This is a genomic window from Pseudomonas sp. GW822-FHT06B12, assembly GCF_058799675.1.
Map to the genome: position 1 here is coordinate 20,717 of NZ_JBXALR010000019.1, position 15,858 is coordinate 36,574.

Here is a 15,858-nt window from a genome sequence, read left to right on the forward strand (position 1 = left end):
TCGTGCAAGAGAAAACTCGCCATGGAACTTCAGGCCAACGCAGCGCTTATCCTGATCGATCAGCAAAAAGGCATTCACCATCCCAAACTGGGACCGCGCAACAACCCAGACGCCGAGGAGCACATGGCACAGTTGCTGAGCGAATGGCGGCGCATGGCGCGGCCAGTGATTCATGTGCAGCATTTGTCCCGCTCGCCAGAGTCGGTGTTCTGGCCGCAGCAGTCGGGTGTCGAGTTTCAGGTCAGGTTCGAACCGCTATCGGGTGAGCAGGTGATTCAGAAACAGGTCCCTGATGCGTTCAGTGGGACGACGCTTGCGGCGAGTTTGCGTGAGGCGGGGATCGAGCAACTGATCATTGTCGGCGTGGCGACCCACAACTCGGTCGAGTCCACGGCGCGTACGGCGGGCAATCTGGGGTTTGAAACCTGGGTGGCGGAAGACGCCTGCTACACCTTCGACAAGGTCGACTTCTTCGGCAAAGCGCATTCGGCGCAGGAGGTGCATGCCATGTCGCTGGGCAATCTGCACGGAGAATATGCGACGGTGGTTCGCACCACAGATATTTTAATGGCTGATTAAAACCTGTGGGAGCGTGGCTTGCCCGCGAAAGGGGCGCCTCGGTACATCAGGCAGACCGCGTTATCGACTGTCGCGGGCAAGCCACACTCCAACAAAGGGATGCGTGCAGCTAAAAAATCAAGCGCCGTGGCACTTCTTGAATTTCTTGCCATTGCCGCATGGGCAAGGGTCGTTGCGGCCAACGTCTTTCAACGCGTTGCGTACTGGCTCCTGGTGAGCGTGGCCGCAGTTCGGGCCGTGAACATGGCCATGGTCGTGATCATGGTGGTCGTGATGGTCATGATCGTGATTGCAGTCAGGGCCATGGACATGGGGTTGCTGGGTCATCGAGGTTACTCCGGAATAAAATCGCCGGGAATTATCTCGCCATATCGGGCCTGGTGCACGTCATTGCCGAACAATAATCCGGTTTTCAACTCCCCTTCCAGACGATAGGGGATTGGCTGGTCGGGTTTCTTCAGCATTTTCACCACGTCGCGCAGGTGCTGCCAGAGGTTGGTACGAATCGGCACCTGAAAATAGCTGCTGCTTTTCGGATCGACGGTGAACCAATTGCTGGACTCGCCTTCGGCCAGCAGGAACTCGCTCAAATGAATCCGGTACACCAGCCCGCGAACCGTCAGGTCGGAGTCGTTGGGGTTGTCGACGCGAAAATACAGCATGAATTTCTGCTCAAGGAGTTTGGCGCGCACGACTTCGACTTTGAGCAGATGGACTTGCGGGTCGAGGGTCTCGTCAGCGAACCAGGATGCGCAGCCGCCGAGGCTCAGGGCGATGAACAGGATGAGGATTTGTAAGGCGCGCCGCTGATGGGTCATGGTGGTATTTCTCCTTGAACCCCAGTTTAGCCGCAAAAGATCGCAGCCTTCGGCAGCTCCTACGACGGACGCATTCCCCTGTAGGAGCTGCCGAAGGCTGCGATCTTTCAGGGCTCACCTCAAGCAGTGAAATAACTCGCGCAGCATTTCTTGAATTTCTGCCCGCTGGCACAGGGGCATGCATCATTGCGCCCGGCCTTGAGCTGCACGGTCGGGTCGATGAAGTACCAGCGCCCGGCGTTTTGCACAAAGGATGAACGTTCGCGGTGGCAGTGCTCGCCGGTGCTGTCGTGCCAACGTGCGGTGAAGGTGACGAACGCATGTTCGGGCTGGCCGCCGAACACCTCGGAACTTTCCACTTCAAGGCCGAGCCAGGTGCTTTGCGCGCTCCAGTCGCTGATCGACTGGCGATCCAGGCCTGCCTGTTGGGCGGGCAGGGTGGTAGCCACCAGATAGTCGATCAGGCCCAGCACATAGGCGCTGTAGCGCGAACGCATCAAGGCTTCGGCGCACGGCGCCGGGTGGCCGGCGTGGTAGTGGCCGCAGCAGGCATCCAGCGGGGTGCCGCTGCCGCACGGGCAAATGGACGTACTCATCGTGTTACCACCAGTATTTTCCGAAATTTTCCGGATTGGCCCAGAACCGTGAATTGAGCCAGTCGGGTACTTGTTTGTAGTCAAGCAGATCGTAGGTAAACAGTGTCAGGACCTGTTCGTCGCGCTGGAAGCGTTCGCTGGATTGCAGTGCCAGGGAAAAGAAGTCGGTTTCTTGCCAGCCACAGGCTTTCAGATCTGCAAGCACGGCAATGCGGCTGGCGTTGAGGTTGCGAATCCCGCCGAGCAGGTTCAGGCCATCGCGTTTGGGCAGATGCTCAAGGCAATCGAGTGCCAGTGCCAGGTCAAACCGCTGGGCCGCGAACTCGGCTGGCAGCGGACCGGGTGCGACCTGAGCGACGCAGGCATCCGGGTGCGCGAGCTTGAAGGCTTCCAGCGCCGGGAAGTCGCTGGCGCCGATCAGCAACAGACGTTGTGGCGCATAACGGTCGAGCAAGGCGGCGAGGGCTTGCTGGGGCGTGCGCGAAGAAATACCTGCGGTCATCGAAGATCCTCAATCAGATAGGCGAAGACTAGCCTGCCCGAACGTCCGGGCCTAGGGGCTGTTGCAGGCAATGGCGGGATCTGCCGTAAATACGCGGCGAAAAGCCGTCGGGTCGAACGGGTGATGAGCCGCTGATCGACAGTTGCGACGCTCTAAACCGCCCGTTCAGAAGAATTTTCGCTGGCCTCTGGCTTATTCCTTGTTGAAGTCGGTACTGTGCGCGCAAAGAACAATGATCTGCGGGGGCGTACATGAAGGTGCTTTGGGGCTTGGGGAAGGGATTGACCCTGTTGTTCTGGCTGGTGGTGCTGGTCAATCTGATCAGCCCGTTGATCAGTCCGTTTCATCTAATGGTCAATCTGGGCGGTAGCCTGTTGCTGATGACCCATCTTGTGGAGCTGGTGCTCTATCACCGCAACCTCAGCGAGCGTGCTCATCCGTGGCGTGATCGCTTGCAGATCCTCGTCGTCGGTATCTTCCATTTGCAAACCATTGCGACCCCTTCGGCTGCGGAGGTTCGCCATGCGTAAACTCTGCCTGCTGGCCGTCTTGATCAGCCCCTTGGCGATGGCCCAAGTGGTTACGGTCGAAACCAACTCGCTGCTGCGTTTGCCCAATACCGCCAGCACCTTGCAACTGGAGCGCCTGGAAGTCGCCGACTATGGCACGTTGCTGATCCCCTCCAATGTGACCGAATTGAGCGTTGGCGAGTTGCGTCTGGGGCGCGAGGCGCGGATCGCCATCGTCCCGAGTGAACAAAGCCTGCAACTGAAGATCAACCGTGCGCAGCTTTCCAGTGGCAGTCAGATCACCTCGCGAGGTGCGCCGGGCACCTATCTCAAGGCCGCTGGCGCCGGGCGCAGCCTGAATTTGCGGATTGCTTCGCTGAACGCTCCCGAGTTGTCAGTGGATGCACGCGGCGGTGCGGGTGCACCGGGTTACGTCGGGCTCGATGGGGGCAATGGCGAGGAACCAGGCTGTACATGGGGCCAGGCCGGACAGGGTGCTGATGGCGACAACGGCGGTGATGGTCATGCCGGGGCGCCGGGCGCGCAGGTGCGTGTGGAATTGCCGCGTGATTACCCGGCGCAGCAGATCAAGGTGCTGGTCGACGGCGGTGCCGGAGGCGTGGCCGGTGCCGGTGGCAAACCGGGTGCGGGCGGCAAGGCCAAAGGTTGCTTCGTCTACCGTACCGACGGCGGCAAGAGTGGCCGGGCGGGTGTGCAAGGCCAGCCAGGCCCTGCCGGAGCAGCAGGTGCGGTGACGGTGCAGCGGTTGTAAGCACTGGCGAGGGGGCAGCACGATCCGTAGCAGCTGGCGAAGCCTGCTGCTACGGAGGAAACCTCTAGAACATCGGCCGAGCCGAAGCTACCGCCACCAGCAACAACCCCAGCAGCAAGTTGATCCCCACCAGACGCCGAATCTTGCCCAGGGTCGCCGCACCCGTCGGCCAATCCTCGGCCAGCACTGCGTTACGCAACTCCGGCAGTTTCAGCGCCTGAATGCGAATAAACAGCGCGGTCATCACCAGATACAACCCCATCATGATCTGCACATAACGCGGCGCGGTTTCAAAACCGCTGAAGCGCAGATGAATCATCCCGACGCCACTGATCGGCAAGATCACTACGGCGATCCAGACCCAGACAAAAAAACGTTGAAACACTTCTACCCACAGCTTCAGTCGCGCAGGCCCCTCAAGTGCCTTCATCGCGGCGGGGCGCAGGACTATCCACGCGAAAAACATGCCGCCGACCCAGATCAGGGCAGCCAGCACATGCAGGGTATAAATGAAGGCGAAAGGTGTCATCGGGGTACTCCGTTCTGCGCGGGATTAATTAGCGGGGTATGATAGCGGCCGAACCGAACCACTGAAAATTTATCCAGCGTTTTTTGCGCCCGACAATCCATGATCAGCACTGAACTCAAAACCACGATCCAGGGCGCCTACTCGCGTTTTCTCGAAGCCAAGAGCCTCAAGCCGCGCTACGGCCAACGCCTGATGATCGCCGAAATTGCCAAGGTCCTCGGTGACATCGACACCGACGACGAAGGCCGGCGCAGTGGCGACCCCGCGATTGTCGCGGTGGAAGCCGGCACCGGTACCGGGAAAACCGTGGCCTACAGCCTGGCGGCGATTCCGACCGCCAAGGCCGCCGGCAAACGCCTGGTGATCGCCACCGCGACCGTCGCCCTGCAAGAACAGATTGTCTACAAGGACCTGCCGGACCTGATGCGCAACAGCGGGCTGAATTTCAGCTTCGCGCTGGCCAAGGGCCGTGGCCGCTACATGTGCCTGTCCAAGCTCGACATGCTGTTGCAAGAAGGCCACGCGCAAACCGCTACCGCGCAGCTATTCGAAGAAGAAGGCTTCAAGATCGAGGTCGATGAGGCCAGCCAGAAGCTTTTTACCAGCATGATCGAAAAGCTTGCCGGCAATAAGTGGGATGGCGACCGCGACAGTTGGTCCACTGCTCTTGAAGATGCGGACTGGGCACGCCTGACTACCGATCACAGCCAGTGCACCAACCGTCATTGCCCCAACTTCGGTCAGTGCGCCTTCTACAAGGCCCGCGAAGGCATGGGCAAGGTCGACGTGATCGTCACCAACCACGACATGGTCCTGGCCGACCTGGCGCTGGGCGGCGGCGCCGTCCTGCCTGACCCGCGCGATACGATTTACGTGTTCGACGAAGGCCATCACCTGCCAGACAAGGCGATCGGCCACTTCGCCCATTACACGCGCCTGCGTTCCACCGCCGACTGGCTGGAAGCGACGGCCAAGAACCTCACCAAATTGCTGGCCCAGCACCCGCTGCCCGGCGATCTGGGCAAGTTGATCGAGCAAGTGCCGGAGCTGGCCCGGGAGATCAAGACCCAGCAGCAGTTCATGTTCACCGCCTGTGAACAGGTTGCCGATTTCAAGCCCGGCGAAGACGTCGAAGGTCGTGAGCGGCCGCGTCATCGCTTCGTCGGCGGGGTGATTCCCGAGCATATGCGCGAGATGGGTATCGAGCTGAAGAAAGGCTTTTCACGCCTGACCGATGTCTTTACCCGGCTCACCGAGCTGCTCAAGGAAGGCATGGATGGCGAGGTCAACATTGGCATCGCCAGCAATCAGGCCGAAGAATGGTACCCGCTGTTTGGCAGCCTGCTGTCCCGTTCTCAAGGCAACTGGGAGCTGTGGACTGCATTCACCGCCGAAGACCCGGAAGACAACCCGCCGATGGCGCGCTGGCTGACCCTGGCCGAAAGTGGTTCGCTGTTCGACATCGAGGTCAACGCCAGCCCGATCCTCGCGGCGGAAATGCTCCGACGTAACCTGTGGAATGTGGCATACGGTGCGCTGGTGACTTCGGCCACCTTGACCGCACTCGGCACCTTCGACCGTTTCCGCATGCGCGCCGGTCTGCCGAAAAAAGCCGTGACGGCCGTGGTGCCGAGCCCGTTCCACCATGCCGACGCTGGCGTGCTGCGGGTTCCGGACCTGCGCGCCGATCCGCGGGACGCGGCAGCCCACACCGCGGCGATCATTCGTGATTTGCCGGAACTGGTCGAAGGCTCGCGCGGCACACTGGTGCTGTTCTCTTCGCGCAAACAGATGCAGGACGTGTTCGATGGCCTGGACCGTGACTGGCGCAAGCAAGTGTTCATTCAAGGCAACCTGTCGAAACAGGAAACCCTGAACAAGCACAAGGCGCGCGTTGATGGCGGTGACTCCAGCGTGCTGTTCGGTCTGGCGAGTTTCGCCGAGGGGGTCGACTTGCCGGGTGCTTACTGCGAGCACGTGGTGATCGCCAAGATCCCGTTCTCGGTCCCGGACGATCCGGTCGAAGCCGCGCTGGCTGAATGGATCGAAGCCCGGGGCGGCAATCCGTTCATGGAAATCTCTGTGCCGGACGCCTCGCTCAAGCTGGTTCAGGCCTGCGGGCGCCTGCTGCGCACCGAAGAAGACCGCGGCACCATCACCTTGCTTGACCGGCGTCTGGTCACGCAACGCTACGGCAAAGCGATCCTCAATGCGCTGCCGCCGTTTCGCCGCGAAATATCTTGAGACACGGTGGGCGAAATCGCCCACTTCGTTGTCTATCCCCCGTCACCGATTCCACACAGGCCGTAAATTGGTCGTTAGGGAGAACCTGGTTCATATGATTCGCCGTTCGTTACCCGCTGTTTTTGCCCTGATGTTCGCTGCGCCACTGCTGGCGGCTCCGGCCGGACAACAGACGCTGTTCAACTTTGTCCGGCCCGCCGATGTGGTCCAGGTGGCGACTCAGGACGCCAGCCTGCCGCAATCCAATGCAGAGCAAACAGCTGAGGGTGAAGTGCTGCGTCGGGTGACCTTTAATCCGGCGACGCAACCGAATCTGCGCCTGACCCCGCAAACCGGCGCCTGGGACTGGTCGCAGTCGGGTGTCATGAGCTTGCGGATCCAGAGCGCGATGAACTGGGCGGTGACGCTCTACGTGAAAATTCAGAGCAACGACGGCAAGACCCTGGTCAGCCGCATCGATCTGCCGGCCGGCCCTGCGCAAACCTTGCTGGTGCCGCTGACACCGAGTTCGCCGCTGAGCCAGGGCATGAAAGCCGGGCCGCCGATGCCGATGACTGTCGAAGGCCAGCGCGTATTGCTGACCAGCAGCGCGGGTGAACTGGATCGTAGCCAGGTGGTGTCGGTCACGTTGTCGATGGATCAGCCAAAAGTCGCCCAGAGCATCATGCTTGAGCGCTTTGGCGTGCAGGACGGCGAGGCGGTATTCAACGCCGTCTACGGCTCGTTAGTGGACGCTTATGGTCAGTCCACTCGTGCGAAATGGCCGGAAAAAGTCGCCAGCGACGAGCAGCTCAAAGCGGCAGCGAATAAAGAACAACAGCAACTGAAAACCTGGCTGGCCGAACGCGAGCGCTCGTCCCTGGACAAGTTCGGCGGCTGGAACAAAGGCCCGGCGTTCAAGGCCAGTGGCTTCTTCCGCACTGAAAAACGTGATGGTCGCTGGTATCTGGTGACGCCGGAAGGTCACCCGTTCTATTCGTTGGGGGTCAATGCGGTCACCGCCGACGCCAGCCAGACCTATGTCGCCGGGCGCGAAGCGATGTTCGAGTCGTTGCCCGACAACAACGAGCCATTGGCCAGCCATTACGGTGAAGGTGACAACCGCGGTGGCAATGGTGCCGATCAGGGACGTGGATCCAACGCCGGCCGCTGGTATGACTTCTATGGCGCCAACCTGCAACGCACCTATGGTCAACCGTGTGCGGTGGTGAGTGAAACCAAGGCGGACGAAGCCAAGGCCGACACCGCTGCAACACCATGTGCGTCCCATACGTTCGACGAAAAACGCTGGACCAGCCATACCCTCGACCGCCTGCAAGCCTGGGGTTTCAATACCATCGGCGACTGGAGCGCCCCGGCATTGGGCCTGAATGACCGTGTGCCGTACACCTTGCCGCTGTCCATCGTTGGCGATTACGCGAGCATCAGCACCGGCACCGACTGGTGGGGTGGTATGCCCGATCCGTTCGACCCGCGCTTCGCCATGGCCACCGAACGTGCCGTGGCCATTGCTGCACGCGACCACCGCGACGACCCATGGCTGATCGGTTACTTCGCCGATAACGAACTGGCCTGGGCCGGTCCCGGCGATGACCCGAAGGCCCGTTATGCGTTGGCGTACGGCACTTTGAAAATGACCACCGACGTGCCGGCCAAACGGGCGTTCCTCAAGCAATTGCGCGACAAGTACCGTAACCAGGAAGGGCTGTCGAAAGCCTGGGGCATTGATCTGCCAGCCTGGGAATTGATGGAGGACCCGGGCTTCGTGCCGCCGCTGCCAAGTCCTGAGCACCCGGAGATCGAAGCCGACTTCAAATATTTCCAGAAAGTCTTCGCCGATACCTACTTCAAGACCATTGCCGATTCGCTGAAATGGCACGCGCCCAACCACCTGCTGCTGGGTGGCCGGTTTGCCATCAGCACGCCTGAGGCTGTCGAGTCCTGCGCGCAGTATTGCGACGTCCTGAGCTTCAACCTGTACACGCTCAAACCTCAGGACGGTTATGACTTCGCCAAGCTACAGGCGTTGGACAAACCGGTGCTGATCACCGAATTCAACTTCGGCTCGCGCGATCGCGGCCCGTTCTGGGGCGGTGTGACGGAACTGGCCAAGGAAGAGGACCGTGGGCCGGCCTACGCCAATTTCGTCAAGCAAGCGGTGAGTGAGCCGTCGATTGTCGGCGTGCATTGGTTCCAGTACCTCGATCAACCGGTGACCGGCCGTCTGCTGGACGGTGAAAACGGTCATTTCGGTCTGGTCGGGATCACCGATCTGCCGTTCCAGGGCTTTGTCGAGAGTGTGCGCAAGGCCAACTTGCAGGCCGTCGACCAGCTCGGCAAAGCAGCCGAGAAGGCCAAGGCTGCAGCCGATAAAGCCGACAGTGCCAGTCATGACGACGCTGGAGGGAAAAAAGGCCACGACAGCAAGGGTGCAGGCCATACGGGTGGGCATTCCGGTAATGGCCATTAAAGCCCGCAGCCTCCGATCTTTTGATCGTTGACCGATCAACGATAAGGGCAACCGCCGAGCCCGCCCCTGTTCCCAAATCCCTCAAGGGCTGGAACAATGCAGGTCATTGTGTCGAAACGTTTTTCTGGAGAGTTACGGGTGCTGATTCAGGGTCATTACGAGCTTAAATTCGAAGCCGTGCGCGAAGCCTTCGCTGCGCTCTTCGACGATCCCCAGGAACGCGGCGCGGCATTGTGCATTCAAATCGGTGGCGAAACCGTCGTCGACCTCTGGGGCGGTACCGCCGACAAGGACGGTCGCGAGGCCTGGCACAGCGATACTATCGCCAACCTGTTCTCCTGCACCAAGACGTTTACTGCCGTCACCGCTCTGCAACTGGTCGCCGAAGGCAAGTTGCAGCTCGACGCACCAGTCGCCAGGTACTGGCCGGAGTTCGCCGCTGCCGGCAAGGACGCGGTCACCTTGCGCCAGTTGCTCTGCCATCAGGCCGGTCTGCCGGCCTTGCGCGAGTTGCTGCCGCCCGAGGCCCTCTACAACTGGCAAACCATGGTTGATGCGCTAGCCGCCGAAGCCCCTTGGTGGACGCCGGGCGAAGGCCATGGTTATGCGGCGATCACCTATGGCTGGCTGGTCGGGGAGTTGCTGCGTCGCGCCGATGGCCGTGGTCCGGGCGAGTCGATCGTGGCACGTGTTGCACGGCCGCTGGGGCTGGATTTCCATGTCGGCCTGGCGGATGAAGAGTTTCATCGCGTGGCGCACATTGCGCGCGGCAAGGGCAATGTCGGCGATGCGGCGGCGCAGCGCTTGCTGCAAGTAACCCTGCGTGAACCGACGGCCATGACCACTCGGGCTTTTACCAACCCGCCGTCGATCATGACCAGCACTAACAAGCCCGAATGGCGTCGAATGCAACAGCCGGCGGCGAATGGCCACGGTAATGCTCGCAGCCTGGCCGGGTTTTACAGCGGCCTGCTCGATGGCAGCCTGCTTGAAAGTGAAATGCTTCAGGAACTGACTCGCGAGCACAGCCTGGGCGAAGACAAGACTTTACTGACCCGGACCCGTTTCGGTCTGGGTTGCATGCTCGATCAACCGGACGTACCCAACGCAACCTTTGGCCTCGGCCCTCGAGCGTTTGGTCATCCGGGTGCTGGCGGCTCCATCGGTTTCGCTGACCCGGAACACGATGTGGCCTTCGGTTTTGTGACCAATACCCTTGGGCCATACGTGTTGATGGATCCGCGTGCGCAGAAGCTTGTGCGGGTTTTGGCCGCTTGTCTGTAAAGGGTGGCTGTAAGGCATTTTTTCGAAAAAAACTTGCCCAATGGTCGCAGGACGGAACCCTGTGGCTTCTATAGTTTCATAGCGTCTGTTTTATACGGGTCGTAGTGACCCACAGCTTTCTATCTCATTTTGTGGATATCCCCCATGTCACCGAACAAATCTCTAGCCTTGGCCCTGTGTCTCAGCATTACCGGTTGCGCACAGACCCCACAAAATGATGCCGACGGTGGCCACTGGTGGTCATTCGGTTCCGGTTCGGACAAGGTGGCGAGCAAAGACGCCACCAAACCGGACGTTAAACCGGATGCCAAGGCGGCTGAAGCCGCTGCCGCCGCCAAGGCCAAATCGACCGCAAGTGCTACTGCGCCAGCTACCCCGGCTGCAGTTCCAGGCTCCTCAGCTGCCGCAGCCGCCAAAGCCGATAGCGAAAGCAAATGGTGGTGGCCGTTCGGCGACCAGCCAAAGGCCATAACCAAGGCCGATATCAAAGACGTGCCAATGCCTGATCCGAAAATCACCCAGGCCTGGCTGGACAGCCACGAGCCAGGCTTGCGGGCTGCGGTCCAGGACGGCCACTCGACAGTGGAACGTCGCGAGAGCGTGCTGGTGGTGGTCGTGCCGGTGGATGACTCTTTCAACCCGAAACGTCCAGCGATGTTGCTGCCGTCGGCCTTGGGTCAGTTCACCAAGATCGCCAAGCTGGTTGAGAATGACCCCCAGACTTCCATCCTGGTACTCGGCCACGGCGACACTACGGGCACAGCGTCTGAGACTCAACAGCTGAGCAAGGACCGTGCGACTTCCGTTGCGTCGATCTTCAGTCTCAGTGGCTTGAAGCGTGATCGTCTGATGTTGCGTGGTATGGGTGACTTGATGCCGCGTGCCGCGAACGACAGTGCCCAGGGCCGTGCCTTGAACCGTCGTGTGGAAATCATGCTGACCCCGCGCACCACCATGCTGGCATTGCTGAACAAGTACAGCCAGCCGACCCCACCACCGGTGGAAGTGGTTGCAGCGCAGGCCGCGAAGCCGGCAGCACCGGCCGCGACCGAGAAAAAAGCGACTTCGAAGAAGAAAGGCGCCGCCTCGAAAAAGGCTCCGGCGAAAAAAGCGCCAGCCAAAAAACATCCGGCCAAAAAGCCTGCTGCAGACAAAGCGGATACAGCGGCAAAAAGCACCAGCGGCCAGTAATCAGGCCAGGAACTGATTGATCAAGCACAAGGAAAACGCCATGACCCGGGCTCTGGCCGATATGCGTCGTGATTACACTCGCGATGGTTTGACCGAGGCTCACGCCCCGGCCGAGCCATTCGCGCTGTTTCATCAGTGGTTCGCCGAAGCGGTGAAAACCGAACAACCTCCGGTCGAGGCCAATGCCATGACCCTGGCCACTGTTGATCCGGACGGTCGCCCGCATTGCCGGATCCTGTTGCTCAAGGGGCTTGATGAGCAGGGATTTACCTTCTTCACCAACTACGACAGTGCCAAGGGTCAGCAACTGGCGGCAAATCCGTTTGCTGCCATGACCTTCTTCTGGCCGACCCTGGAACGCCAGGTGCGCATTGAAGGACGGGTGGTGAGGGTCACGCCGCAAGAATCCGATGCCTATTTCCAGGTGCGGCCTTTGGGCAGTCGCCTGGGGGCCTGGGCGTCACCGCAGAGTCAGGTAATTGCCGATCGTGCCGAGCTGGAAGGGTTGCTCAAGACTACCGAGCAGCGCTTTAGCGATAGTCAGCCGCATTGCCCTGAACACTGGGGCGGCTATCGTTTGCTGCCAGAACGCATCGAGTTCTGGCAAGGTCGAGCGAGCCGTTTGCATGACCGTCTGAACTATCGTCTGCAAGGCGCCGACTGGAGTCGCGAGCGTCTGGCGCCGTAAACCGGTTACACAGTGGGGTAGGCGGCAGCAGCCGCCTCCAGCCACTGTGGCAGGTCCCTGCGTTTGATATTCTGCTGCCGGGCACTGGCCAGTTGTTGCAGCATGAATGCCTTTTTCCGCTCATCATTGCCGGCAAGTGCCAGCGCCAGATCACGGTCCATCCAGCGTTTGATCCGCACGTACAGCCACCAATGGAAGTACAGTCCGGCAACGGTAGTGACGACAATGATAAAGTAATCCATGGAAATCCTTGGGGCGGTGGCGCAGGTTCTGTAATTTGGCGCTACTGTGTGATGAGTTCTCAAGTGCGACTGTACTGCACCTGAATCAAACCAATTTTATCCGGGCGGTGCCGTGACAGGCGTCAAGCTGCGGAGTTTAATGAATACCTGTCCTTTGGAGTTGATGCTATGCGTAAGTCTGTTTTGCTGGTTGCTTCTTTTTCTACGATGGCGATGTTGCTCACTGGTTGCCAATCGAGCCTGACCGGTGACTCCTACTCCCGTGACGAAGCACGTCGGGTGCAGACGATCCGTATGGGTACCATCGAATCCCTGCGTCCGGTGAAAATCGAAGGCACCAAAACCCCGATCGGCGGCGCAGCCGGTGCGGTCGTTGGCGGCGTTGCCGGTAGCTCCGTGGGTGGTGGCAAAGGCAGCATCGTCGCTGCGGTGATCGGCGCAGTGGCCGGCGGTCTGGCGGGTTCTGCCATCGAAGAGGGCGCGACCCGTACCCAAGGCGTGGAAATCACCGTGCGCGAAGACGACGGCAGCATGCGCGCCTACGTTCAAGAGGTTCAGCCAAACGAAGTATTCCGTGTTGGCGAACGTGTGCGCATTTCCACTGTTGGTGGCACCAGCCGCGTTTCACACTGAGTTTTACGCGGTTAAAGCAAAACCCCGATCAGGTAACTGGTCGGGGTTTTGTGTTTTTGGCTGGAATTTTATGGACTACACATTACAGCTGAGTTGATAGAGGTACGCTGGGTCGCAGATCTTCTTACCCAGTATTTCCTCTATGGCTGAAAGCTGAGAGCTCGAAAGGTCGTATCCCTCCCAACCTTGTTGATCTGTAGTCCAGCCCATAATTGCTCTTAGCTGTTCATCGCATCCCTTCGGTAGTTCTTCCTCGAAAACCAGAAGCTCCGTTACTTTGTCGTAAGCTTCTACGAGATAAATCATGGTTCAACACTCCTTGTGCTATCCACGGGTTTAGTCTGTTTCCCTGTCATCGGGTCATATTCACCGAGGTGCTTCCCTCGCTTGTCATACATTTCGACAGTCCCGTGTTGCGAGTCCCATTCATAAATTATCCCTTTAGGGGTTTTCCACCGTTTTCGAAGTCCACCGCCGCCTTTCACCGGAGTCTTACGCGTCGCTTTTGTTGCATCAGGAAAAGCCGTAAGGCCTCCCGGCGCAGGATGATATTTATGGTCATTAACACTCACCACAATATAAACCGGCAACACCCCCGAATCCGCCGGGAACACAAGAATGAAGTCCTTGTACTCAGGCGGATATACCGGGTCGACGATGATGCTGTCGGCGGCGGGTGTTGGCGGGTAGACCCAGATGTGCGGTGCCTGGGGCGCGGCTTCCAGGGCCGGGATGCCAAGGATGTCCGAGGGATCCATGGCGGGGGTCCAGATCAGCTCTATACCATCGCCCAGGTCGGCGACCTGCTGAGAGCCATGCAGTTTGAACTGCACGACATCGACCATTTCCCAGTCGCGGTTCTTGCCGGTGTAAAAACCGTAACCCTTGAGGCTGCCGTCGGCTTGTTGCTCGACGCGCAGACGAACCCGGGTGCGGGCCTGTTTGAGGCCGAGTAACTGATCTTCGGTGTAAAGCGAGCTGTCACCGAGGTTTGATGGCCAGACCAACGCCACTAACCCGGCCAGTGCGCCGGCAACGACACCGCCAGTTGCTACCGATACGGAACCAAAAGCAGAGCCACCAAGGGCCAGGCTGCCAATGCCGGCTGGTATTGCTCCGCCACTGATTTTCTGAAGAGGTACCCGGCCGGATTCATCCGCCTCGCGCGCGCCGAGAAGGATCAGCTCGCCGTAGTCTTTCAGGCTGTCGGTGGGCACCATTCCCGAAGGATTCGAGTAGTCGATGATGGCATTCGGTAGCTTGCAGGACTTGGCGAAGACGCATCCTGCGCGGACCGGATTGAGTTTTTTTACAGAGTCTTGACGACCCCGTTCGAAGGCTGCTTGCCTTGCGAGCATGTCGTCGTAGGATTTTTGTCGTGCATCACGGTCTGCCAGCTCGGTGGCCGTCATATACCGTTCGGTGACGTGGTGTCCATCGCCTGATGGTGGATTTCGAACCTTGGGAATGTCCTTGTTAACAGCCACTGATTGTCCTTGCTCGGTTTGTCCATCGGCAGCCCTGTGAAGGGCTGCACGACGTTATCGAACGTGGCTGATCGTGGCTGTAGGACTAGTCTTGAATGTGCCCGGGTTCTGTCTTTGGTGATTAAGAGGTGAGCGCCGCGTTCTTGCGGCTGGCCCCAGCCATCAAGGCGTAGCCGATCAATGCGGCGAGGATCGAACCGGTGAGGATGCCCATGCGGTCCATGCCGGCGTATTCGCTGCTGCCCGGTACAAAGGCCAGGGAACCGACAAACAGGCTCATGGTGAAGCCGATACCGCAGAGAACCGCCACACCGAGTACCTGACCCCAATTGGCGCCAGCGGGAAGGGCCGCGATACCTGTTTTGATGGCCAGCCAGGTCAGGCCGAAGACACCGACGGTCTTGCCCAGCAGCAGGCCGATGGCGATACCCATTGGTACGTGGTGAGTGAAGCTTTCGACAGTCACGCCGGTCAGCGACAGGCCGGCGTTGGCAAAGGCAAACAGCGGCAGGATGCCGAAGGCTACCCACGGATGCAGCGCGTGCTCCAGGGTCAGCAGCGGCGAAGGCTCGGCATTCCGGGTACGTAACGGGATACAGAACGCCAGGGTTACACCAGCCAATGTGGCGTGGACACCGCTCTTGAGCACGCAGACCCAGAGGATCAGGCCGATGATCATGTACGGCCCGAGCTTGACCACGCCGAGGCGGTTCATCGCCACCAGTGCGACAATGCAGGCGGCGGCCAGCATCAGCGACAAGGTCGACAGTGCGCCCGAGTAGAAGATCGCGATGACGATGATTGCACCCAGGTCATCGATGATTGCCAGGGTCATCAAAAACAGCTTCAGCGAGACGGGCACACGCTTGCCCAGCAAGGCGAGCACGCCCAGTGCAAAAGCGATGTCAGTAGCCATCGGGATCGCCCAGCCGCTCAGGGCTGGTGGGTTGTCCTTGTTGAGGAACCAGTAGATCAGCGCCGGCACGACCATGCCGCCGATGGCCGCCGCACCCGGCAGGACGATCTGCGACGGTTTGGACAGATGGCCTTCAAGGATCTCGCGTTTGACCTCAAGACCGATCAGCAGGAAAAACATCGCCATCAGACCGTCGTTGATCCATAACAACAGGGGCTTGGCGATTTTCAGGGCGCCGATCTGGGCGACCACGGGAGTGTCCAGCAGGCCGTTGTAGAGCCAGGACAGCGGTGAGTTGTTGATGATCAGGGCAAGAGCTGCGGCGGCAATCAATAACAGACCGCTGGCAGCTTCCAACTGAAAGAAACGCGTGAAAGTGCTACGCAGAGGCAAGGTCG

18 protein-coding genes are annotated in these 15,858 nt (G+C 59.8%); 9 read left to right on the top strand and 9 right to left on the bottom strand.

The window, feature by feature from the left end:
- Nucleotides 1-21: 21 nt before the first annotated feature.
- On the top strand, nt 22-579 hold the full coding sequence (locus AC1RKH_RS27450) for a cysteine hydrolase family protein (protein ID WP_493063364.1): 558 nt from the start codon (nt 22-24) through the stop codon (nt 577-579).
- A gap of 117 nt (nt 580-696) precedes the next feature.
- Here the strand turns inward: AC1RKH_RS27450 and AC1RKH_RS27455 are convergent, their stop codons facing one another.
- The 4 genes from AC1RKH_RS27455 to AC1RKH_RS27470 form a co-directional block, all read right to left on the bottom strand.
- Nucleotides 697-906, bottom strand: coding sequence for an SEC-C metal-binding domain-containing protein (locus AC1RKH_RS27455; protein ID WP_007906737.1), 210 nt, complete (start codon nt 904-906; stop codon nt 697-699).
- 5 nt (nt 907-911) lie between these two features.
- On the bottom strand, nt 912-1,397 hold the full coding sequence (locus AC1RKH_RS27460) for an LEA/WHy family protein (RefSeq protein WP_493063365.1): 486 nt from the start codon (nt 1,395-1,397) through the stop codon (nt 912-914).
- A 119-nt stretch (nt 1,398-1,516) separates the two neighbouring features.
- A complete protein-coding gene (locus tag AC1RKH_RS27465) occupies nt 1,517-1,993 on the bottom strand; it encodes a YchJ family protein (protein WP_493063366.1) in 477 nt (158 codons plus the stop codon).
- A 4-nt stretch (nt 1,994-1,997) separates the two neighbouring features.
- Nucleotides 1,998-2,495, bottom strand: coding sequence for a DUF6231 family protein (locus AC1RKH_RS27470; RefSeq protein WP_123428330.1), 498 nt, complete (start codon nt 2,493-2,495; stop codon nt 1,998-2,000).
- A gap of 251 nt (nt 2,496-2,746) precedes the next feature.
- Between AC1RKH_RS27470 and AC1RKH_RS27475 the strand changes: the two genes are divergently transcribed.
- Together AC1RKH_RS27475 and AC1RKH_RS27480 are read left to right on the top strand one after the other, a co-directional pair.
- Nucleotides 2,747-3,025: a DUF1145 domain-containing protein gene (locus tag AC1RKH_RS27475; protein ID WP_493063367.1), complete on the top strand. Its 279-nt coding sequence runs from the start codon at nt 2,747-2,749 to the stop codon at nt 3,023-3,025.
- On the top strand, nt 3,018-3,776 hold the full coding sequence (locus AC1RKH_RS27480) for a collagen-like protein (protein WP_493063368.1): 759 nt from the start codon (nt 3,018-3,020) through the stop codon (nt 3,774-3,776). Before AC1RKH_RS27475 ends, AC1RKH_RS27480 begins: the two co-directional genes overlap by 8 nt.
- Nucleotides 3,777-3,840: 64 nt before the next feature.
- On the opposite strand, the gene AC1RKH_RS27485 is transcribed toward AC1RKH_RS27480, so the two are convergent.
- Complete coding sequence (locus AC1RKH_RS27485; RefSeq protein WP_493063369.1) at nt 3,841-4,305, bottom strand: CopD family protein; 465 nt, start codon at nt 4,303-4,305, stop codon at nt 3,841-3,843.
- A 99-nt stretch (nt 4,306-4,404) separates the two neighbouring features.
- On the opposite strand from AC1RKH_RS27485, the gene dinG reads away from it, so the two are divergent.
- The 5 genes from dinG (at nt 4,405) to pdxH (ending at nt 12,182) form a co-directional block, all read left to right on the top strand.
- Nucleotides 4,405-6,549, top strand: coding sequence for an ATP-dependent DNA helicase DinG (gene dinG, locus AC1RKH_RS27490; RefSeq protein WP_071551547.1), 2,145 nt, complete (start codon nt 4,405-4,407; stop codon nt 6,547-6,549).
- Between the two features lie 94 nt (nt 6,550-6,643).
- Nucleotides 6,644-9,019, top strand: a complete 2,376-nt coding sequence (locus tag AC1RKH_RS27495) for a beta-agarase (RefSeq protein WP_493063370.1) — start codon at nt 6,644-6,646, stop codon at nt 9,017-9,019.
- Between the two features lie 138 nt (nt 9,020-9,157).
- Nucleotides 9,158-10,303, top strand: coding sequence for a serine hydrolase domain-containing protein (locus AC1RKH_RS27500; protein ID WP_493063501.1), 1,146 nt, complete (start codon nt 9,158-9,160; stop codon nt 10,301-10,303).
- A 144-nt stretch (nt 10,304-10,447) separates the two neighbouring features.
- Complete coding sequence (locus tag AC1RKH_RS27505; RefSeq protein WP_493063371.1) at nt 10,448-11,494, top strand: OmpA family protein; 1,047 nt, start codon at nt 10,448-10,450, stop codon at nt 11,492-11,494.
- A 40-nt stretch (nt 11,495-11,534) separates the two neighbouring features.
- Entirely contained in the window at nt 11,535-12,182 is a 648-nt protein-coding gene (gene pdxH / locus AC1RKH_RS27510) for a pyridoxamine 5'-phosphate oxidase (protein ID WP_493063372.1), read from the top strand.
- A gap of 5 nt (nt 12,183-12,187) precedes the next feature.
- Here pdxH and AC1RKH_RS27515 read toward each other — a convergent pair whose 3' ends face one another.
- The gene (locus AC1RKH_RS27515; RefSeq protein ID WP_123428313.1) at nt 12,188-12,424 is read right to left on the bottom strand and encodes a hypothetical protein; all 237 of its coding nucleotides are present in this window, start codon (nt 12,422-12,424) and stop codon (nt 12,188-12,190) included.
- Between the two features lie 168 nt (nt 12,425-12,592).
- Here AC1RKH_RS27515 and AC1RKH_RS27520 point away from each other — a divergent pair, with 168 nt between their 5' ends.
- Entirely contained in the window at nt 12,593-13,057 is a 465-nt protein-coding gene (locus tag AC1RKH_RS27520; RefSeq protein WP_123428311.1) for an outer membrane lipoprotein, read from the top strand.
- Between the two features lie 75 nt (nt 13,058-13,132).
- On the opposite strand, the gene AC1RKH_RS27525 is transcribed toward AC1RKH_RS27520, so the two are convergent.
- The 3 genes from AC1RKH_RS27525 to nhaA form a co-directional block, all read right to left on the bottom strand.
- Nucleotides 13,133-13,363, bottom strand: coding sequence for a DUF7683 domain-containing protein (locus AC1RKH_RS27525; protein ID WP_493063373.1), 231 nt, complete (start codon nt 13,361-13,363; stop codon nt 13,133-13,135).
- Nucleotides 13,360-14,544, bottom strand: a complete 1,185-nt coding sequence (locus tag AC1RKH_RS27530) for a colicin E3/pyocin S6 family cytotoxin (RefSeq protein WP_493063374.1) — start codon at nt 14,542-14,544, stop codon at nt 13,360-13,362. Before AC1RKH_RS27530 ends, AC1RKH_RS27525 begins: the two co-directional genes overlap by 4 nt.
- 121 nt (nt 14,545-14,665) lie before the next feature.
- Nucleotides 14,666-15,853: a Na+/H+ antiporter NhaA gene (gene nhaA / locus AC1RKH_RS27535; protein WP_493063375.1), complete on the bottom strand. Its 1,188-nt coding sequence runs from the start codon at nt 15,851-15,853 to the stop codon at nt 14,666-14,668.
- Between the last annotated feature and the right edge of the window lie 5 nt (nt 15,854-15,858).